Genomic DNA, 16,854 nt, shown 5'->3' with positions numbered 1-16,854 from the left:
TCACACTTTCACCGAAGTTGGGAATTCAACGCTCGTAGCGGATGATTCGCTCCACCCGGTACGGCCCGGCGGACTTCACTGGCCGTAGCAGCACCAGCTCCGCGGGCAGGCCCGGCCGCAGCGCGAGCTCGCTCCGCGGCGGCAGGGGCAGCGTGTCCCCCTCCTTTATATGCGCGGGAGGCAGGGGCACGACGGTGAGCCCGGTGCCATCCACCTCCTCCACGGCCCCGAGGACGCGCAGGTCTCCCAGCTCCTCGAGGGTGCCGGTGAGGACGACGGTCGGCGAGGCGCCCTTCCGCTCACGCAACGCCAGGGCCGCGGCCACGCCGACGTCCGCGAGGAAGGCGTCCCCCGCATCGCCGAAGATATGAGCCCCTCGGATGACGAGGTGCAGCAAGCCCTTGCTGTCATTGAAGGGGAGGGACTCGTAGCGGGCCACGTCCGCGTGCTCCACCGCCCCGCTCGCGAGCGCCTCCAGAGCGGACACCAGGGCCACGAAGTTGAGCCGGAGCAGGGGCTCGTCGGGCTCGGGCGAGGGCCACGGGCCCGTCTCGATGAGCACGGTGGGGGTGCCCCAGCGGCCCAGGTTGTCGCCGAAGGCGCGGACCTCGAAGGAGTCGTCATAGCGGCCGAGCTGCCCGGGGGCGAGCGGCTCGAGGGCGTCGCGGATGACGGCGCACACCTTCTTGGCGAGCACCCGCCCCGGGTTGTCGCTGCGCGCCGCGTCGAAGGGCGGGGCGAGGAGCGAGATGGAGGCGGGCTTCCCGGTGCCCCCCACCGCCGTGCGCCAGCTCTGGTTGTGGAGGTTGAAGCCGAGGGAGGGCTGGAGCCGGTCCCTCACGGCCTTGAGGGTGCGCCCCTCGGGGGTCTGGAGCGCCAGGGCGTCGCGGTTGATGTCGATGCCTTGCGCGTTGCGTCGTTGGAAGCGCTCCACGCCGTCGGGGTTGAGCATCGGCAGGGCGTGCAGGGTGAGCGCGGAGAGCAGCCGGGCCACCCGGGGGTGCTCGCGGTGGCGGAGGACGTACTCGAAGAGGTCGAACAGCGCCGTGGTGGCGGTGGGCTCGTCCCCATGCATCTGGGACCAGAGGAGGACGTGCCGGGGGCCGTGGCCGAAGTGGACGAGGTTGAGCGAGCGCCCTTCCACGGAGAGTCCTACCTCTTCCACCTGGAAGAGGTCCGGCGCCGACGCGCGGAGGCGCGGGAGCCGGGCGGCCACATGGGGGTGGCGGACGAGGGCGGGCGGCGGCAGGTCCTGGGGGTGGACTTCAGCCCAGAGGTCGAAGAGCTCGCGCGGGGTGGCGGGGGCGGTCACGTGCATTCTCTCTTTCCGGTGGGTGGTGCCCCGGGTGGCCTGAAGGGATTATGACGGCAACCCATGCTGCCTGAATCCATCCGCAACGCGATCGACGTCGCCAGCAACTTCGTCTGGGGCCCCTGGACCATGGCCCTCCTGTTGGGAACTGGAGTGTTCCTGACGCTCCGGTTCCGCTTCGTCCAGGTGACGCGCTTCGGGGATGGGCTGCGGGCCATGGTGCCCGCCCGTGCGAGCGGCGCCGGAGCCCTCAGCCCCTTCCAGGCGTTCATGACGGCGCTGGGCGCCTCCATCGGCACGGGCAACATCGCGGGCGTGGCCACGGCCATCGTGAGCGGTGGGCCGGGCGCGCTGTTCTGGATCTGGGTGTATGGCTTCTTCGCCACCACCATCAAGTTCGCCGAGGCCGTGCTGGGCATCAAGTACCGCGTCGCGGAGGGGGACCGGGTCTCCGCCGGCCCGATGCACTACCTGAAGAAGGGGCTCGGCTCGCCGAAGCTCGCCTGGAGCTATGCGCTCATCGCCGGCGTGGCCGCCCTCACGACGACGCCCTTCACCCAGCCCAACTCCATGGCCGTGGTGCTGCAGAGCCAGTTCTCGATTCCGCCGTGGGTGTCGGGAGTGGTCATCGCCGTGCTCACGTGGCTGGTGGTGATTGGCGGCGTGAAGAACATCGGCCGCGCGGCCGAGCGGCTCGCGCCCCTGAAGGTGGGGCTCTACCTGGTCGGAGGGCTCATCGTCATCCTGACGCATGCGGCGCAGCTGCCCGCGGTGCTCGCGCTCGTGGTGCGCGAGGCGTTCTCCTTCGAGGCCGCCGGGGGTGGCGCCGCCGGAGTGGGGATGATGGTCGCCATGCGCTACGGGATTGCCCGAGGCATCTACGCCAACGAGGCGGGCTACGGCACGGCGGCGGTGGCCTACGGCACGGCGCGCACGGAGGCGCCCGTGCAGCAGGGCCTCCAGGCGGTGATGGAGGTGTTCATCGTCTCGTGCGTGACCTCGACCATCAGCGCGCTGGTCATCCTCACCAGTGGCGTGTGGAAGTCCGGGCTCACCAGCACGGCGGTGGTGGCCGAGGCCTTCAACACGGCCATGCCCACGGTGGGCGGGTGGATCGTCGCCTTCTGCGCCTTCCTCTTCGGCTACACGACGCTGATTGGGTGGGCCTACTACGGCGAGCAGTTCCTCGAGTACGCCATCGGCCTGCGCGTCACCAAGCCCTACCGATGGATCTACTGCGGCCTCGTCGTCTTCGGCGCCACGGGCAAGGTGGAGACCATCTGGGCCTGGGGTGACCTGATGAACGGCCTGCAGGTGTTCCCCAACCTCGTGGGGGTGATTGGCCTGAGCGGGGTGGCCGCGTCCGTGCTGCGCAAGCCCGAGCAGCGGCAGGTGGAGCCCGCCGCGCCTCCGGCCTGAGTTGGATAGGATGCCGCCCTCCATGTCGAGCGGCCCACGCATCCTCCTCATCGCGGAACGGTTTCCTCCAGACCTCGGGGGCCTCGCGCGCAGCGGCGCTCGCACCGCGGGCGCGCTGGCCCGGCTCGGTGCCCAGGTGGACGTCCTCTCCTGGACCCGGAGCCTTGCCCCCGGCGCCCTCCAGACGCTCGCCGCGGGGGAGGTCGCCGTCGCCGCTCGTGGGGCCACGCTGCACCGGCTCGGCCTCTTCGGGCAGACGGACACTTCCCTGCAGCACACGCTCGACGTGCTCGACTACCTGCACGCCCAGCGTCGCTACCAGCTCGTCTGGGGGCACTACCTCTCGCCCCCGGGCTTCATGGCCGTCACCTTCGCCGGACTCGCCGGCATCCCCTCCACCGTCAGTGCTCGCGGCAATGACGTGGATCAGGCCATGTTCCCCCCGGGGGACTTCGCCCGCCTCCTCTGGACCCTCCAGCGCGCCACCGTCCTCACCGCCGCCTCGGGGGACCTCGCGCGCAAGATGCGCATGCTTCTCGGGCACGACCCGGGCGTCGAGGTCATCCCCAACGCCGTGGACAGCTCCCTCTTCCGTCCCGGCCCCCCCGACTCCGCGCTGCGCCAGCGCCTGGGCATCCAGCCCGACGAGCTCGTCCTCGGCTTCTCCGGGGAGCTGCGCCACAAGAAGGGCACGCCCTTCCTGCTCTCCGCGCTCTCCGCGGTGCGCAAGGTGCGGCCCGCCTGTCTCCTCGTCATCGGCGAGGTGCGCTCGCGCGAGCTGGAGCACCTCTCCGTCTACCGCGCCGAGCACCCCGAGGACGCCGCTCGCATCATTATATCCGGCCGGCTCGACGCTCCCGAGGACGTGGCCGCCCACCTGCGGCTGTGTGACGTCTACCTCCAGCCCTCCCTCTGGGACGGCATGCCCAACGCGATGCTGGAGGCCATGGCCTGCGCCCGCGTGGTCATCGCCAGTGACGCGGGCGGCATCCCCGAGGCCCTCGCGCACGAGCGCAACGGCTTCCTCGTCCCCAAGGCGCTCCTCAACCACCTGGGGCAGGCCACGCTCGATGTGCTGAGTCTGCCCGAGGAGCGCAGGGCCGCCCTCGGCGCCGCGGCCCGCGCCCGCATCGAGGAGCACTTTCAGGCACAGGCCGAGGCCGAGGTGCTCCAGCGCGTGCTGTCCCGCGCCATCCCGAAGGCCTCCTCGTAGGCCACCACCAGGGCCTCCTGCGCTCGCGCCCAGGTGAAGTCCCGCTCGATGCGGGCCCGCGCCTGTTGGCTCAACCGGGGGCCGAGCGCCGGGTCCGCCCTCAACTCGCGCACCGCCTCGGCGATGGCCTTCGGCGAGCCCGGGCGGACGAGCAGCGCGTGCACTCCATGTTCCGCCGCCACGCGCACCACCGGCAGGTCGCTCGCCACCACCGGCGTGCCCGAGGCCATCGCCTCCAGCAGCTTCAGCGGGCAGCACCCCTGCACGAGGTTGCGGTCATTGGCCGGCAGCGGCACCAGCACCACGTCACACGCCTGGTGGAGCCTCGCCAGCTCCGACTGCGGCAGCGGCTCGAGGAGCTCCACCCCGCCCGCGCCCACCAGCTCGCCGCACAGGTCGAGCAGCTCGCGGCGCTGCTGCCTCCGCGTGGGCCCCACCAGGGTGAGCACCGCGGGCACGTCCCGGCGCAACAGGCGGCACGCCTCGATGGCGTGGTGGACGCCCTGCCAGGAGGTCATCGTCCCGCTGTAGAGCAGGCGCACGGGCCGCTCCGCCCAGGGACGCGGCGCCTGGAAGGAGAAGAGTCCGGTGTCTACCCCGTTGGGAATGACGCGGATGCGTCCGGGCGCCGCCCCGCGTGACACCAGGTGGTCCGCCGTCACCGCGCTCGGCGTGAGGAGGAGGTCCGCCCGCGCGAGGCAGAAGTCCTCCTGCGCCACCAGCTTGCGCAGCAGCTCGTCGTCCTCGGCGACTGCCGGCGCGTGGTACTTCAGCTCGATGGACGGCAGGCCGTTCACCTCGAATACGAGGTGCTCGGTCAGCCGCTCCTTGCGCCGGGCGATGGGGTAGCCCTCGAAGATGGAGCGCACGTGGACCACCGATGCCCGGCTCCGCCCCTGCCACCAGGACGCGAGCTGTGCTCGGAAGCCCATGGCCTGGGCGATGAGGTCCGGTCCCTCGGCTCGCAGGGGGTGGAAGCGAACGCCCTCCGGAGGCGGCTCCGCCGTGTCCCCACCGATGGCCAGCAGGTCCACCCCGCCAAAGGCCTGCCCGAGCGCCTCGGTGAAGGCGCGGATGTGGACCGCCGCTCCCTTGGGCGCGGGGAAGCGGTCGAAGGACGCGTAGACGATTCCGGAGGACGACACGGGCTGCGCAGTATCCCCCCTCGGGTGCGCCGCTCCAACAGTGGATTGACCGACGGGAAGGCCGGCTCCTACGCTCTCCCCTCCCCCCTCCGACCAAAGGGCGCCAGACCTTGGCCGTCGACGTCAAACGCTTCAGCGAGGAACTCGTCTACCGGAGCCGCTCCTCCTGCGCCCAGTTGCTCGCGGATCTCCGCTTCTTGCGCGACTTCGACGTCGACAAGGAGAAGCGGCAGGGCCGGGCGTTCTCCATGGGCTGCGGCGCGCTGCTCTTCGCCGGAGTGATCCTGTGCTTCGTGGGCAGCCTCGTGACGAACGTCTTCGCGATCCCCGTGTTCCTGGGCGGCTGCGCGGTGCTCCTGCTCGGCACGGGCATCTACTCCTTCGTGCGCCACTCCCGCTACAAGCGGCTCAACCTGGAGAACCGGCGCTATGAGCTGGTCACCCGGATGCTGGAGCTGCTCCGGGCCGACATCTCCCCCACCGAGCCGGTGGGGCTCCAGATGGATCTGCGCCCGGAGACGGACGCGGGCAAGCTCCGGGGCGAGAGCAGGACGCGCAGCGGCTGGAGTGTGAAGCACTACGTCGACCCGTGGCTCAGCCTCGAGGGCCGGCTGCTGGACGGGACGCACTTCAACCTGAAGATGATCGAGCGCATCGACATGCGCAGCCGCAGCAAGCGCAACGCCCGGGGCAAGACGAAGACCAAGACGCGGCGCGAGTCGGACGCACTCCTCCGGGTGCGCCTCCGGGTGAAGCCCTCGCGGTACCAGCACCTCCAGCGGCTCGGGCCACGCGCGAAGGGCGCGGTGCAGCTCCCGCCGGGGGCCCGGCTCAAGAGCCTCCACGTGGGCAAGGAGCGCATCGACCTGACGGTCGTCCTGGAAGCCCCGTGGGCCCCCCGGGAGACCCCGCCCCCGAAGGACTCGTTCCCCATGAACGCGCCCCCTCCGGTGAATGGCGCCCGGGTGGTGGCGATGTCGCTGCTGAGCCTCTACCAACTCCTCAACCTCTCGCGCGCCCTCGACAAGAAGGCCGTGCACCCGCCCGTGGGCTGAGTCCCCACGCCCCCCAGGAAGTCACCCCGCATGTCCCCTCCCCCCCAGTCGCTCGGCCCCTGCCTGGAGAGAGCCGGGTTCCTCTTCGCGCATGACTGTCCCCGGCATGCCACCCAGTCGTGCACGCGGTGCTCCAAGCCCATCTGCGTCGAGCACAGCCGCATCACGGACCAGGACGTGCTCTGCATCGAGTGCGCCAAGGCGGAGCGCAGCGAAGCCACGGACCTGCGTCAGCCCGGAGAGCTCGATCCCTTCCTGTACTCCAGCTACTACTACCGGGGCTTCGGCTTCTACGGGCATGGCTCGTGGGGCAACGAGGCGCTCCACGACCCCAACGACTTCACCGAGGCCGATGGCGAGTCCCTGCGCGCCCAGGCCCCCGGCGACTTCGAGGAGGACATGCGCGGGAGCTGAGCCATGAGGGGAGAACGCTGGCTCCTCTACGCGCTCGGCGGAGGCCTGGGGCACCTCACTCGCGCCGTGGCCCTCGGTCGCGCGGCCCGCCTGCGCGGCCACCGCGTGGAGGTGGTGACGAACAGCGCCTTCGCGTCCGGGCTCGCGCTCGAGGCGGAGCTGGGCGAGGGCCTCGTCCACCGGCTCTCCCCGGAGCTCGGCAAGCACACCGTGCGCGCTTCCTTCGAGAGGCTGTTCGCCCGCGTGAGCCCCGAGGTGCTCGTCGTGGACACCTTCCCGCGTGGACTCGGCGGAGAGCTCGCGACGCTCCTGCCGGAGCTGAAGGTCCGCAAGGTGCTCGTCCACCGCGACCTCCACCCGGACTACGTGGAGCGCTTCGGGCTCGCGCGCTTCGTCGACACCTACGACCGGCTCCTCCTTCCCGGCGAGCCCGCGCCCCTCGCCCACCACCCTCGCGCCGTGAGCACGCCGCCATGGCTCGTCCGCGATGTCGGGGAGCTGCTCGACGTCCCGTCCGCTCGACAGGCGTTGGGGGTGGCCACCAGCGAGGAGGCGGTGCCGGTGGTGGCCGTCCTGGCCTGTGGCCGGCCGGAAGAGGTGGACGAGTGCATCGGACTCGCGGCGATGCTCCAGCGGGAGCTGGGCGCACGCGCCGCCGTCCGGCTGCTGGCCCCGAGTGCCCTCACGTCCGTTCCCGAGCCCCTCACCTGGCTGCGGCCCTGGCCCGCCCTCCCGCTCATGCGGGGCATCGACGTCCTCGTGGGCGCGGGGGGCTACAACACCGTCCAGGAGGCACGCGCCACGGGGACGCCCCTCGTGGCCTTCGCCCGGCCCCGGCTCTATGACCGGCAGGCGCTGCGGCTCCACGCCTCAGAGCAGGTCTCCACGTTCGACGCGGCCCTCGCGCGGGTGAGCGCGCTCCTCCCCACTCCGTCCGAGCTGCGCCGCGAGCGGGCGGCCCCCTCGTACGTCAACGGGGCCCATGCGGCGGTGCGCCTCATCGAGGGAGCCTGACGGGCCCGCCCGTCCATGCGCTCAGCGCTCGAAGACGACCTGCCCGCCCACCACCGTGAGCACCACCCGCGCATCGCGCAGCGTCTCCGGCGGCACGCGGGTGAGGTCCCGATCGATGAGGGTGAGATCCGCCAGCTTGCCCGGCTCCAGCGTGCCCTTCTCCCGCTCCTCGAAGGAGGCGTAGGCACCCGCGGCCGTGTAGGCCCGCAGCGCGTCCTCCACGCCGATGCGCTGCTCGGGGACCCAGCCCCCGGGGTTGCGGTCATCCAACGTCCGCCGGGTGACCGCGGCGTAGATGCCCTCCAGTGGCGTGGGCGGGGCCACGAACCAGTCGCTGCCGAAGGCCACCGTCGCGCGTGCGTCCAGCAGGGACTTGAAGGCATAGGTGGTCTTCGACCGCTCGGGGCCGATGACCCGATCCGCCCAGCGCCCGTCATCGATGGCGTGGTAGGGCTGCATGCTCGCGATGACGCCCTGCTCGGCGAAGCGCTTCACGTCCTCCGGGGCGATGTGCTGCGCATGCTCGATGCGGAAGCGCCGGTCACGCGGCCCGTTCTCCGCCGCCACCCGGGCGAAGGTGTCGAGCTGGAGCCGGATGGCCCGGTCTCCAATGGCGTGCACCATCACGTGCAGGCCCGCCTTGTCCGCGCCCGACGTCCACTTGTAGAGATCCTCGGACGTGTTGACGAGCAGCCCCCGGTCCTCGGGTGCGTCGGTGAAGGGCGCGAGGAAGGCCGCGGTGTGCGAGCCGAGCGAGCCATCCACGTACCCCTTGAGCCCCCCGATGCGCAGCCACAGGTCTCCCCGCCCGCGCCGCGCCACGGTGTCGCGCAGGCGCTCCCAGGTGTCGAGCGGGACGGCGGAATAGATGCGGGTGCGCAGCCGGCCAGCCGCGTGCGCGCGCTCGAAGACGGCCAGTTCCGCCCACGTGCCCATGTGCTGCACGGAGGTGACGCCCTGCTCGGCCACGTAGCGCATGGCGGCCTCCAGCGCGCGGTCGCTCATCTCCGCCGAGGGCGGAGGCATCACGCGGTCCACGAGCTGCTGGGCGTTGTCCTTGAGGATTCCAGAGGGCTCGCCCCCCGGGCCCCGGACGATGGAGCCTCCGGCCACCTCGGGCGTCGCGGCCGTCACGCCCGCGACTCGGAGCGCCGCGCTGTTGGCCAGGCTCATGTGCCCGTCCAGGCGGTTGACCCACACCGGGTGGTCCGGCGTCACCGCGTCGATCCACTCGCGGCGCGGCAGCTCGCCGCCCCACAGCTCATGGTCCCAGTCCCCGCCCGTAATCCACGTCCCCTTGGGCACGGAGGCGGCGAAGGCCTTGATGCGGGCGATGAACTCGTCCGGCGTCTTCGCGTCGCGGAGCTGCACGGAGGCGAGCCGGAAGCCACCATCGACGAAGTGCACGTGCGCGTCGTTGAAGCCGGGGACGAGCATCTGCCCCTTCGCGTCGATGACGCGCGTGCCAGCGCCCAGGTAGCGCTCCACCTCGGCGTTGGAGCCCACGGCGAGGAGGCGCTCGCCCCGAGCGGCCACGGCCTCGGCCCAGGGCTGGCGCGGGTTGCCGGTCCACACCCGGGCATTGCGGATGACCAGGGTGGCGGGCTCCCCCATGTCGGGAGCCGGAGTCGCTCGAGGAGCCACCGCACACCCCACCAGGGCCAGGGTGAGGAGGACCATCGCCATCGGACGCATCGTCGGCTTCTCCTGTTCCACGAGTCTCAGTGGAGGATTCGGTACACCTGCTCGAGCATCACCGCGCACACCAGCCCGCCGTAGGTGCCCAGCACGTAGCCGGCCACCGCCAGCATGACGCCCACGGGCGCGAGCGCCGGGTGGAAAGCCGCCGCCACCACCGAGGCCGAGGCCGCTCCGCCCACGTTGGCCTGCGAGCCCACCGCCGCGAAGAAGATGGGCGCGCGCAGCAGGCGCCGCGTCAGCAGGATGGTGCCCGCGTGGAACGCCATCCACACCATGCCCACCGCCACCAGCGCGGGCGCGTCCATCAGCCGCCGGAAGTCGGCCTTGGCGCCGATGGTCATCACCAGCACATAGAGGAAGAGCATGCCCACGCGGCTCGCCCCGGCCCCCTCCAGCTTGCGCAGCGGGGTGAAGGACAGCGCGACTCCCACCGTCGTCACCAGGATGACCACCCAGGTGAAGCCCGTGATGATGGTGCCGATGTCCGGCAGGAGCTTCGCCACCGCCGTGCACACCACCGTGGTGCCCAGGCCAATGGTGAGGATCCACACCAGGTCCATCAGGCTCGCGGGCCTGAGCACCGAGGCCTGGAAGCGCTCCACCTGCTCGCGCACCACGTCGATGGCCCGCCGGTCCGCGCCCATGCGGGCATCCATCTCGCGCTCCCGGCCCGCGAAGTAGAGCAGCACCGCCGTCCACATGTTCGACACGCCCACGTCCACCACCACCATCATGCTCAGGGTGTTGTCGTGCGTGCCGATGCTCTGCCCGATGGCCACGAAGTTGGCGCTGCCGCCAATCCACGAGCCGCTGAGCGCCGCCAGTCCCTTCCAGGCCTGCTCTCCGAGCTCCGCCGGCACCAGCCAGCCCAGCGCCAAGTATGCGAGCGGCCCCCCGAGGATGATGCCCGCCGTCCCCGCCAGGAAGAGCACCACCGCGTTGCGCCCCAGCCGCGCGATGGCCGGCAGGTCCATGGAGAGCACCTGGAGCACCAGGCTGGCCGGCAGCAGGTACGCCGACACGAAGCCGTAGAGGTCGGACTTCGTGGGGATGACGCCCGTGTTGGAGAGCAGCGTGGGCACGAAATAGACGAGCACCAGCATGGGCAGGACGCGGAAGACGCGCGCGCCCACCGGGTGTCGCTCGGCGAGGAACAGCAGCGACAGCACGGTGAGCAGCACCGTGAGCACCGCCATGGGGCTCTGGATGAGCGGCTCCGTCATGGGAAGGGCTGGGGCTCCACGCCGAGCCCGGGTCCATCACCCAGGCGGATGCGCCCTTCCACCACCGGGTGCCCGCGGAAGGGGTCCGCCGAGATGAGCAGGTTGCCGTCCAGGTCCAGCCAGTCCACCAGCGGCCCCAGGTGCGCCGCCGCGGCGATCCCCAGCGACGTCTCCACCATGCACCCGAGCATGATCTTCAGGCCGCACGAGCGCGCTGTCTCGATGATGCGCAGCGCCTCGCGGATGCCGCCACACTTCTGTAGCTTGACGTTGATGCCGTGGTAGCCCTCGGCCAGCCTCGGCACGTCCGAGGCCATCATCAGCGCCTCGTCCGCCACCAGCGGCAGTGGCGAGCGCTGGCGCAGCCACTTCGCCCCCTCGACGTCCGCGGCCGGCAGGGGCTGCTCCACCAGCTCCACGCCTTGCGTCGCCATCCACTCGATGTGCTTGAGCGCCTCCTCGGGGGTCCAGGCCTCGTTGGCGTCCACCCGCACCGTCTTGGGGGTGGCCGAGCGCACCGCGCCGAACATCTCGCGCACCGACTGCGCCCCGAGCTTGATCTTCAGGCTGGGGAACGCCTCGGCCTCGCGCACCTTGCGGGCCATGGACTCCGGGTCATCGATGCCGATGGAGAACGAGGTGACGGGCATCCGCGACGGGTCCAGGCCCAGCATCCGGTAGAGCGGCGTCCCGAGCCGCTTGCCGGCCAGGTCGTGCAGCGCGATGTCCAGCGCCGCCTTCGCCGCGTGGTTGCCCGGCAGGACCTCCTCGAGACGCTCCGAGAGGACGCGGAAGTGCCGCGGGTCTCCCTCCAGCACCGGGGCGAGCTTCCCGAGCGCCTCGGTTACCGTCTCGGCGGACTCGCCATAACGCACGTTGGGGGCGGCCTCGCCCCGGCCAACCAGGTCCCCGTCGCGCAGCTCGACGAGCACGTTGCGCTTCGAGGTACTGGTGCCACGCGAGATGGTCCAGGCGTGGCGGAGGGGCAGCTCGACGATTCGGACGTTCAAGGGTAGGGGCATGCGGGGGGCCTCGCGGCCCGCCATTACCACAGGCCGGGCGCACCTGGTCCCTCTTCCTCTCCCACGAAAAACATCGCGTCAGGACGGCAGCCGTGGACGGCCCACCGGACTCCCATAGACTGGCGGCATGCGCCCCCTGCTCTTCGTCCTCGCCCTCCTGGCCGTGCCGGGTTGCGGCCACGCCGCCAGCCCGACGCGAAGCGCCCCGCCTCGCACGGCCGAGGAGATGCGCACGCTGCTCGCCGAGCTCATCGCGGTGGACACCTCCAACCCGCCCGGCAACGAGGCCGCCGCCGCCCAGGTGGCCGCGCGCTGGCTGCGCGAGGCCGGCATCGAGTCCCAGCTCGCCGAGCCGGCGCCCGGACGCGCCCACCTCCTCGCCCGGCTGAAGGGCAACGGCCGCCAGCGGCCCGTGCTGGTGCTCGCCCACCTCGACACGGTGCCCGCGAAGCGGGAGGAGTGGGCCTCCGACCCGTGGACGCTCACCGAGCGCGACGGCTTCCTCTACGGGCGCGGCGTCCAGGACAACAAGGGCATGGCCGCGGCCAGCGTGCTGGCGCTGCGACGGCTCAAGAGCGAGGGGGCGAAGCTCTCGCGCGACGTGGTGCTCGTGCTCAGCGCGGACGAGGAGGTGGGCTCCGGCCATGGCATCGAGTGGCTGCTGGAGCACCACCCCGAGCTGCGCGAGGCGGAGCTCGCCCTCAACGAAGGGGGCCTCACGGAGCTGTCCGAGGATCGCCGCCGCGTGCGCTTCGTCAACCTCCAGGCGGCGGAGCGGGTGTCGCGCAACGTGGTGCTGAAGGCCACGGGGCCGGGCGGGCACTCCTCGGTGCCCCCGGCGGCGCCCAACCCGATGGTGCGGCTGGCGGCGGCGGTGGCGCGCGTCGGGGCGCTCACCTTCCCCACCCGGCTCACCCCCGTCACCCGGCTGAACGTGCAGGGCCGCGTGAAGGTGACGGAGGGCGAGCTGGGCGAGGCCCTGAAGCGCCTCGCGGCCTCACCGGACAGCCCGCCCCAGGAGGCGGTGGACACCATCGCCCGACTCGAGCCGGCGCTGGCCGCCGTGCTGCGCACCACCTGCGTGCCCACCGTCTTCAACGCCGGCACGCGCCCCAACGTCATCCCCGCCACCGCCGAGGCCACCGTCAACTGCCGGCTGCTCCCGGACGAGGACATCGAGGCCGTCCGGGCCCGGCTCGTCGCCGCGGTGGGGGATCCAGACATCCAGGTGGAGCTGAACATGAAGCGGCCGGACTCGCCCGCCTCACCGGTGGGGGACAACGCAATGTTCCGGGCCGCCACCGCCGCCGCCGCCAAGGTGTGGCCGGGCGCCCCCGTCTTCCCGCGCATGTCCACCGGCACCACCGAGTCCACCGCGTTGCGCCGGGCGGGCATCCACGCCTACGGCATCGACCTCTTCGCCCTCACGCCGGACGACGCCCGCACGGCCCATGCGCCCAACGAGCGCATCCCCGTGGCCTCGCTCCAGCCGGGCGCCGAGTTCGTCTACCAACTCCTGGCGGGGCTCGCGAAGTGAGCCCCCGTTTCCCTTCCCCCACAGCACCCGAGCGAGCCTCATGAAGACCCCGACGAACGCACGCGTCCCGCTGTATCTGGTCCTGCTGGCCTCGACGTTGACGGCCTGCACCTGGGGGGTCCGCCCCCAGCAACCCGAGGAGAGTGGTCCGGTGGCGAGAATCTGGAGGAAGAGCGCGCAAGCCCGGGACTTCGAGCGCTTCACCCGCCAGGGCACCGCGCTCTCCACGGAGGGGGCGCTCGAGCTCGACGCCGCCTCGGCCCGCTCCACGCCCGACCCCTTCCCCAGCCACGCCCCGCCCGACGCGGCGACGCCCGTCGCTCCCGGCAGCTACGTCTTCGGCAGCGCCGTCTCGGAGGAGCACGCCGTCGCGGGCGGCTTCGACAACGTGGTGCCCTCCTTCGACGCGCTCACCCCGCCCGGCACGTGGGTGCGGCTGACGCTCGCCGCGCGCGTGGACGGCCAGTGGACGAAGGACTACGACTTCGGCGTCTGGGCCTTCGACCAGGGCACCGTGGTGCGCCACAGCAAGGACAAGCAGGAGGACGAGCGCGGCAAGGTCCACACCGACACGCTCGCCCTGAAGAAGAAGGCGGACGCGCTGCGGATGACGGTGTGGCTCTTCTCCGCCAGGCCCGGCGTGAGCCCGCGCGTCCGCGCGCTCTCGGCGGCGATGACGGACACGCGCCGCAAGCCCGCGGACGAGCCCTCGGATCGGCTCGCCTGGGGCAAGGTGCTGGACGTGCCCGGCCGCTCGCAGATGCTCTACCCGCCGGATGGCGGTGCCTGGTGCTCCCCCACGTCCACGTCCATGATTCTCGCGTACTGGGCGAAGAAGCTGGGCCGCGAGGACCTCGTGGTGCCGGTGCCCGTGGCCGCCGAGTACACCTACGACAAGGTGTACCAAGGCACCGGCAACTGGCCCTTCAACACCGCCTATGCCTCCGCCATGGGAGATGGCGCGCTGCACGGGCTGGTGGCGCGCTTCGACTCCTTCGCGCAGGTGGAGCGGCTCATCGCCGAGGGCATCCCCGTGAGCATCAGCATCGCCTTCGAGAAGGACGAGCTGACGGGCGCGCCCGTGTCGCGCTCGGACGGGCACCTCATCGTGGTGAAGGGCTTCACGCCGGAGGGGGACGTCATCTGCAACGACCCCGCCTTCCCGAACGATGAGCGGGTGAACGTGACGTACAAGCGCCAGGAGCTGCAGCGGGCGTGGGACCACTCGCGCCGCTCGGCCTACGTGCTGTGGCCCGCGGGCACCGCCCTGCCCGCCGGCGCGCTCACCTTCGTGCCCTGAAAGCTGGAACAGGCGCTCCGGGCCCTGCTCGGAGCGCCCGCCTCACAAGGGGTTGGGCGTGGTGCTATACGCGTGCCCAGGCATCTACGACGAACGTCGTTGACAACTACGATGTTCGTCGTACCCTGGCATCATGAAACCGCCACTCCCCCAGCCCACGCGGGCTGAGCTCGCCATCTTGCGAGTCTTATGGAAGCAGGGCCGCTGCACCGTCCGTCAGGTGCACGAAGCGCTCCACGGGGCGCGGAAGCAGGACACCGTCTACACCACGGTGCTCAAGCTGCTGCAGAACATGGCGGAGAAGGGCCTGGTGCGCCGCGACGAGCGCGAGCGCACCCATGTCTACGAGGCGGCCATCACCGAGCGGAAGACGCAGCGTGACCTGCTGCGAGACCTGATGGACCGAGCCTTCGGCGGCTCCACGGCGAGCCTTGTCATCCAGGCCCTCTCGGTCAAGAGAGCCTCGCCCGAGGAGCTCGAGGAGATCCGCAAGCTGCTGGACAAGAACGAGGGGGGGAAGAAATGAGCATGCTCGAAGCGCTGTGGACGCAGCCGGTGACGCTGGCCCTGGGAGGAGCGCTGGCTCGGTTCGTGTGGCAGGGCGCGGCCATCGCGCTCGGGGTTCGAGCGCTCCTGGCGTGCATGGGGCGCCGGCCGGCACGCGAGCGCTATGCCCTGGCCTGTTTCGGGCTGCTGGTGATGGCGGGGCTTCCCGTGGCCTCGTTCGGGTCCGAGCTGGCACGGACGTCCTCCGAGTCCTCCCAGGCGCCGGGGGTGATGGGAGGGGGCGCCCTCATCGGGGCCACGGAGGTCGCACTCGCCACGTGGGTAGGCGCCTGGCTGGAGGCGCTTCGCCCCTGGCTGATGTCCGCGTGGCTGTGCGGCGTGTTGTTCCTCTCGGTGCGCACGGTGTGGGACTGGAGGCAGGCACTGGCGCTCGCCTACGAGGGGACGTGGCGGCCCGTGGGCAGCGTGGCGCAGGCGGCGCTGGCGCGGATGATGAAGCGCACCCGGGTGAGCCGCCCGGTGCGCCTGCTGGAGTCGGTGGCCATCGAGGTGCCCACGGTGGTGGGGCTGTGGCGCCCGCTCATCCTCGTGCCGGCCAGCACGCTGACGGGGCTCTCCCTGTTGCAGCTGGAGGCCGTCCTCGCGCACGAGCTGGCCCACATCCGCCGGCACGACTACCTGGTGAACCTGCTGCAAGCGCTGGTCGAGACAGCGCTGTTCTACCATCCGGCGGTGTGGTGGCTGTCCGCGCGCATCCGCGAGGAGCGTGAGCACTGCGCGGATGACGTGGCCGTGGAGAGTTGTGGCGACGCGCTGTTGTACTCGCGTGCTCTGGCGACGCTCGAGCAGCTCCGGGCGAGCGCCCCAGTTCCCGCCGTCGCGGCGAATGGGGGTTCGCTGCTGCTGCGCATCCAGCGGCTGCTCGCCGTGCCCCAGGGCGGTACCTCCCTGCACCCCTGGCGGCTCGCGGGCACTCTGGCCGCGGCGACACTCCTCGTGGTGCTCGGGGCCGCGCCGCTCGCCCAAGCAACGGGAGCCACCTCGGAGCCACCTGCCCAGCAGGCGCCGGCCACCTCTACCTCGCATGAGCAGCTCCCCCGCTTCCAGCTGGACATGACGCGTCCGGAGAAGCTCTCTGGAGACGTGCCGCGGATCCCCAACTCGATGCTGCCTCCTCTGGCACCACCGGGCACCTTCCCCTTCGAAATCCCGATGCAAGTGGAGTGCACCCTGACGGCCGAGGGCCTGGTCGAGGACTGCGAGGTCATCGTCCCCCGGCCGGAGCTCGCGGAGCTCGAGGCGGAGGTGCGACGGGCCCTGCTCACCGCGCGCTACAAGCCCGTCACCTCCCAGGGTCAGCCCATTTCAGTGCGGTACGTCTTCAACGTCCGCATCGTTTCCCCCCAGCTCAATCCGAAGGAGCTCCAATGACGATGGCAAGCGGCAAGACGGGAAGTGGGCACAGGACCGGCGTACGGCGGGTATCCCGCGGCAGGGGGCGTGGGTGGATGGGCGCGGTGTTGTCCGCGGCGGTCCTGCTGCTCCCGGGCGCCTCGCGGGCCCAGGGCGCGGGGGAGCCGGTGGACGCGGCGCTGCGCGCGAAGATCGTGAACAGTGTCTCGGCGGCGCTGAACGAGCACTACGTCTTCCCGGAGGTGGCCAGGAAGATGGAGGCGAGCCTGCGGCAGAAGCTGAAGGCGGGCGCCTACGACAAGCTCGCCAACTCCGCCGAGCTCGCGCAAGCGCTGACCCGTGACCTCCGGGAGGTGAGCAAGGACAAGCACCTGGGCATCCACTACGCGCCCGCGGCGCCTCCGGGCATGGACTCCAGCGGGCCCCCCGATCCGGCCATCCAGGAGCAGCGGCGCGGCCAGATGGCCTCCCGGAACTTCGGCTTCGAGAAGGTGGAGCGGCTCGCGGGGAATGTGGGCTACCTGGACCTGCGTGGCTTCATGGACGCGCAGCTGGCGGGGGAAACCGCCATCTCCGCCA

General features: G+C 71.5%; 14 protein-coding genes and 1 pseudogene. 10 read left to right on the top strand and 5 right to left on the bottom strand.

The window, feature by feature from the left end; translation table 11 throughout:
- Window positions 1-25 precede the first annotated feature (25 nt).
- The gene (locus tag VF697_RS03195) at window positions 26-1,318 is read right to left on the bottom strand and encodes a M14 metallopeptidase family protein (RefSeq protein WP_331091987.1); all 1,293 of its coding nucleotides are present in this window, start codon (window positions 1,316-1,318) and stop codon (window positions 26-28) included.
- A 57-nt stretch (window positions 1,319-1,375) separates the two neighbouring features.
- Between VF697_RS03195 and VF697_RS03190 the strand changes: the two genes are divergently transcribed.
- Together VF697_RS03190 and VF697_RS03185 are read left to right on the top strand one after the other, a co-directional pair.
- Window positions 1,376-2,731, top strand: a complete 1,356-nt coding sequence (locus VF697_RS03190) for an amino acid carrier protein (protein WP_331091986.1) — start codon at window positions 1,376-1,378, stop codon at window positions 2,729-2,731.
- A gap of 22 nt (window positions 2,732-2,753) precedes the next feature.
- Window positions 2,754-3,944 carry a glycosyltransferase gene (locus VF697_RS03185; protein WP_331091985.1) on the top strand — a complete coding sequence of 397 codons (1,191 nt, stop codon included), beginning with the start codon at window positions 2,754-2,756 and terminating at the stop codon, window positions 3,942-3,944.
- Here VF697_RS03185 and VF697_RS03180 read toward each other — a convergent pair.
- On the bottom strand, window positions 3,875-5,089 hold the full coding sequence (locus VF697_RS03180) for a glycosyltransferase family 4 protein (protein ID WP_331091984.1): 1,215 nt from the start codon (window positions 5,087-5,089) through the stop codon (window positions 3,875-3,877). The genes VF697_RS03185 and VF697_RS03180 overlap by 70 nt on opposite strands.
- Before the next feature lie 110 nt (window positions 5,090-5,199).
- Between VF697_RS03180 and VF697_RS03175 the strand changes: the two genes are divergently transcribed.
- Genes VF697_RS03175 through VF697_RS03165 form a run of 3 tightly spaced genes read left to right on the top strand, consistent with a single transcriptional unit; the run spans window position 5,200 to window position 7,572 of the window.
- The gene (locus VF697_RS03175; protein ID WP_331091983.1) at window positions 5,200-6,144 is read left to right on the top strand and encodes a hypothetical protein; all 945 of its coding nucleotides are present in this window, start codon (window positions 5,200-5,202) and stop codon (window positions 6,142-6,144) included.
- A gap of 30 nt (window positions 6,145-6,174) precedes the next feature.
- Window positions 6,175-6,558 (top strand): hypothetical protein, encoded by a 384-nt coding sequence (locus VF697_RS03170; RefSeq protein WP_331091982.1) that lies wholly within the window; start codon window positions 6,175-6,177, stop codon window positions 6,556-6,558.
- A 3-nt stretch (window positions 6,559-6,561) separates the two neighbouring features.
- Window positions 6,562-7,572: a hypothetical protein gene (locus VF697_RS03165; RefSeq protein ID WP_331091981.1), complete on the top strand. Its 1,011-nt coding sequence runs from the start codon at window positions 6,562-6,564 to the stop codon at window positions 7,570-7,572.
- 21 nt (window positions 7,573-7,593) lie between these two features.
- On the opposite strand, the gene VF697_RS03160 is transcribed toward VF697_RS03165, so the two are convergent.
- Genes VF697_RS03160 through VF697_RS03150 form a run of 3 tightly spaced genes read right to left on the bottom strand, consistent with a single transcriptional unit; the run spans window position 7,594 to window position 11,518 of the window.
- On the bottom strand, window positions 7,594-9,267 hold the full coding sequence (locus VF697_RS03160) for an amidohydrolase (protein ID WP_331091980.1): 1,674 nt from the start codon (window positions 9,265-9,267) through the stop codon (window positions 7,594-7,596).
- A 26-nt stretch (window positions 9,268-9,293) separates the two neighbouring features.
- Window positions 9,294-10,496: a DUF819 domain-containing protein gene (locus VF697_RS03155; protein ID WP_331091979.1), complete on the bottom strand. Its 1,203-nt coding sequence runs from the start codon at window positions 10,494-10,496 to the stop codon at window positions 9,294-9,296.
- Entirely contained in the window at window positions 10,493-11,518 is a 1,026-nt protein-coding gene (locus VF697_RS03150) for a dipeptide epimerase (protein WP_331091978.1), read from the bottom strand. Before VF697_RS03150 ends, VF697_RS03155 begins: the two co-directional genes overlap by 4 nt.
- Window positions 11,519-11,645: 127 nt before the next feature.
- Here VF697_RS03150 and VF697_RS03145 point away from each other — a divergent pair, with 127 nt between their 5' ends.
- From VF697_RS03145 to VF697_RS03125, 5 genes and pseudogenes are all read left to right on the top strand, one after another.
- Window positions 11,646-13,055, top strand: a complete 1,410-nt coding sequence (locus VF697_RS03145; protein WP_331091977.1) for a M20/M25/M40 family metallo-hydrolase — start codon at window positions 11,646-11,648, stop codon at window positions 13,053-13,055.
- A gap of 40 nt (window positions 13,056-13,095) precedes the next feature.
- Window positions 13,096-14,355: a C39 family peptidase gene (locus tag VF697_RS03140; protein ID WP_331091976.1), complete on the top strand. Its 1,260-nt coding sequence runs from the start codon at window positions 13,096-13,098 to the stop codon at window positions 14,353-14,355.
- 133 nt (window positions 14,356-14,488) lie between these two features.
- Window positions 14,489-14,881 (top strand): BlaI/MecI/CopY family transcriptional regulator, encoded by a 393-nt coding sequence (locus tag VF697_RS03135; RefSeq protein ID WP_331091975.1) that lies wholly within the window; start codon window positions 14,489-14,491, stop codon window positions 14,879-14,881.
- Window positions 14,878-16,293 (top strand): M56 family metallopeptidase, encoded by a 1,416-nt coding sequence (locus tag VF697_RS03130; RefSeq protein ID WP_331091974.1) that lies wholly within the window; start codon window positions 14,878-14,880, stop codon window positions 16,291-16,293. Before VF697_RS03135 ends, VF697_RS03130 begins: the two co-directional genes overlap by 4 nt.
- A gap of 77 nt (window positions 16,294-16,370) precedes the next feature.
- Window positions 16,371-16,854, top strand: a pseudogene (locus tag VF697_RS03125) (hypothetical protein); the annotation flags it as partial.

This window comes from Archangium sp. (assembly GCF_036388035.1).
Lineage (GTDB): Bacteria > Myxococcota > Myxococcia > Myxococcales > Myxococcaceae > Archangium.
The sequence above is the reverse complement of the archived record's forward strand: the minus strand, read 5'-3'. Positions and strand labels throughout refer to the sequence as shown.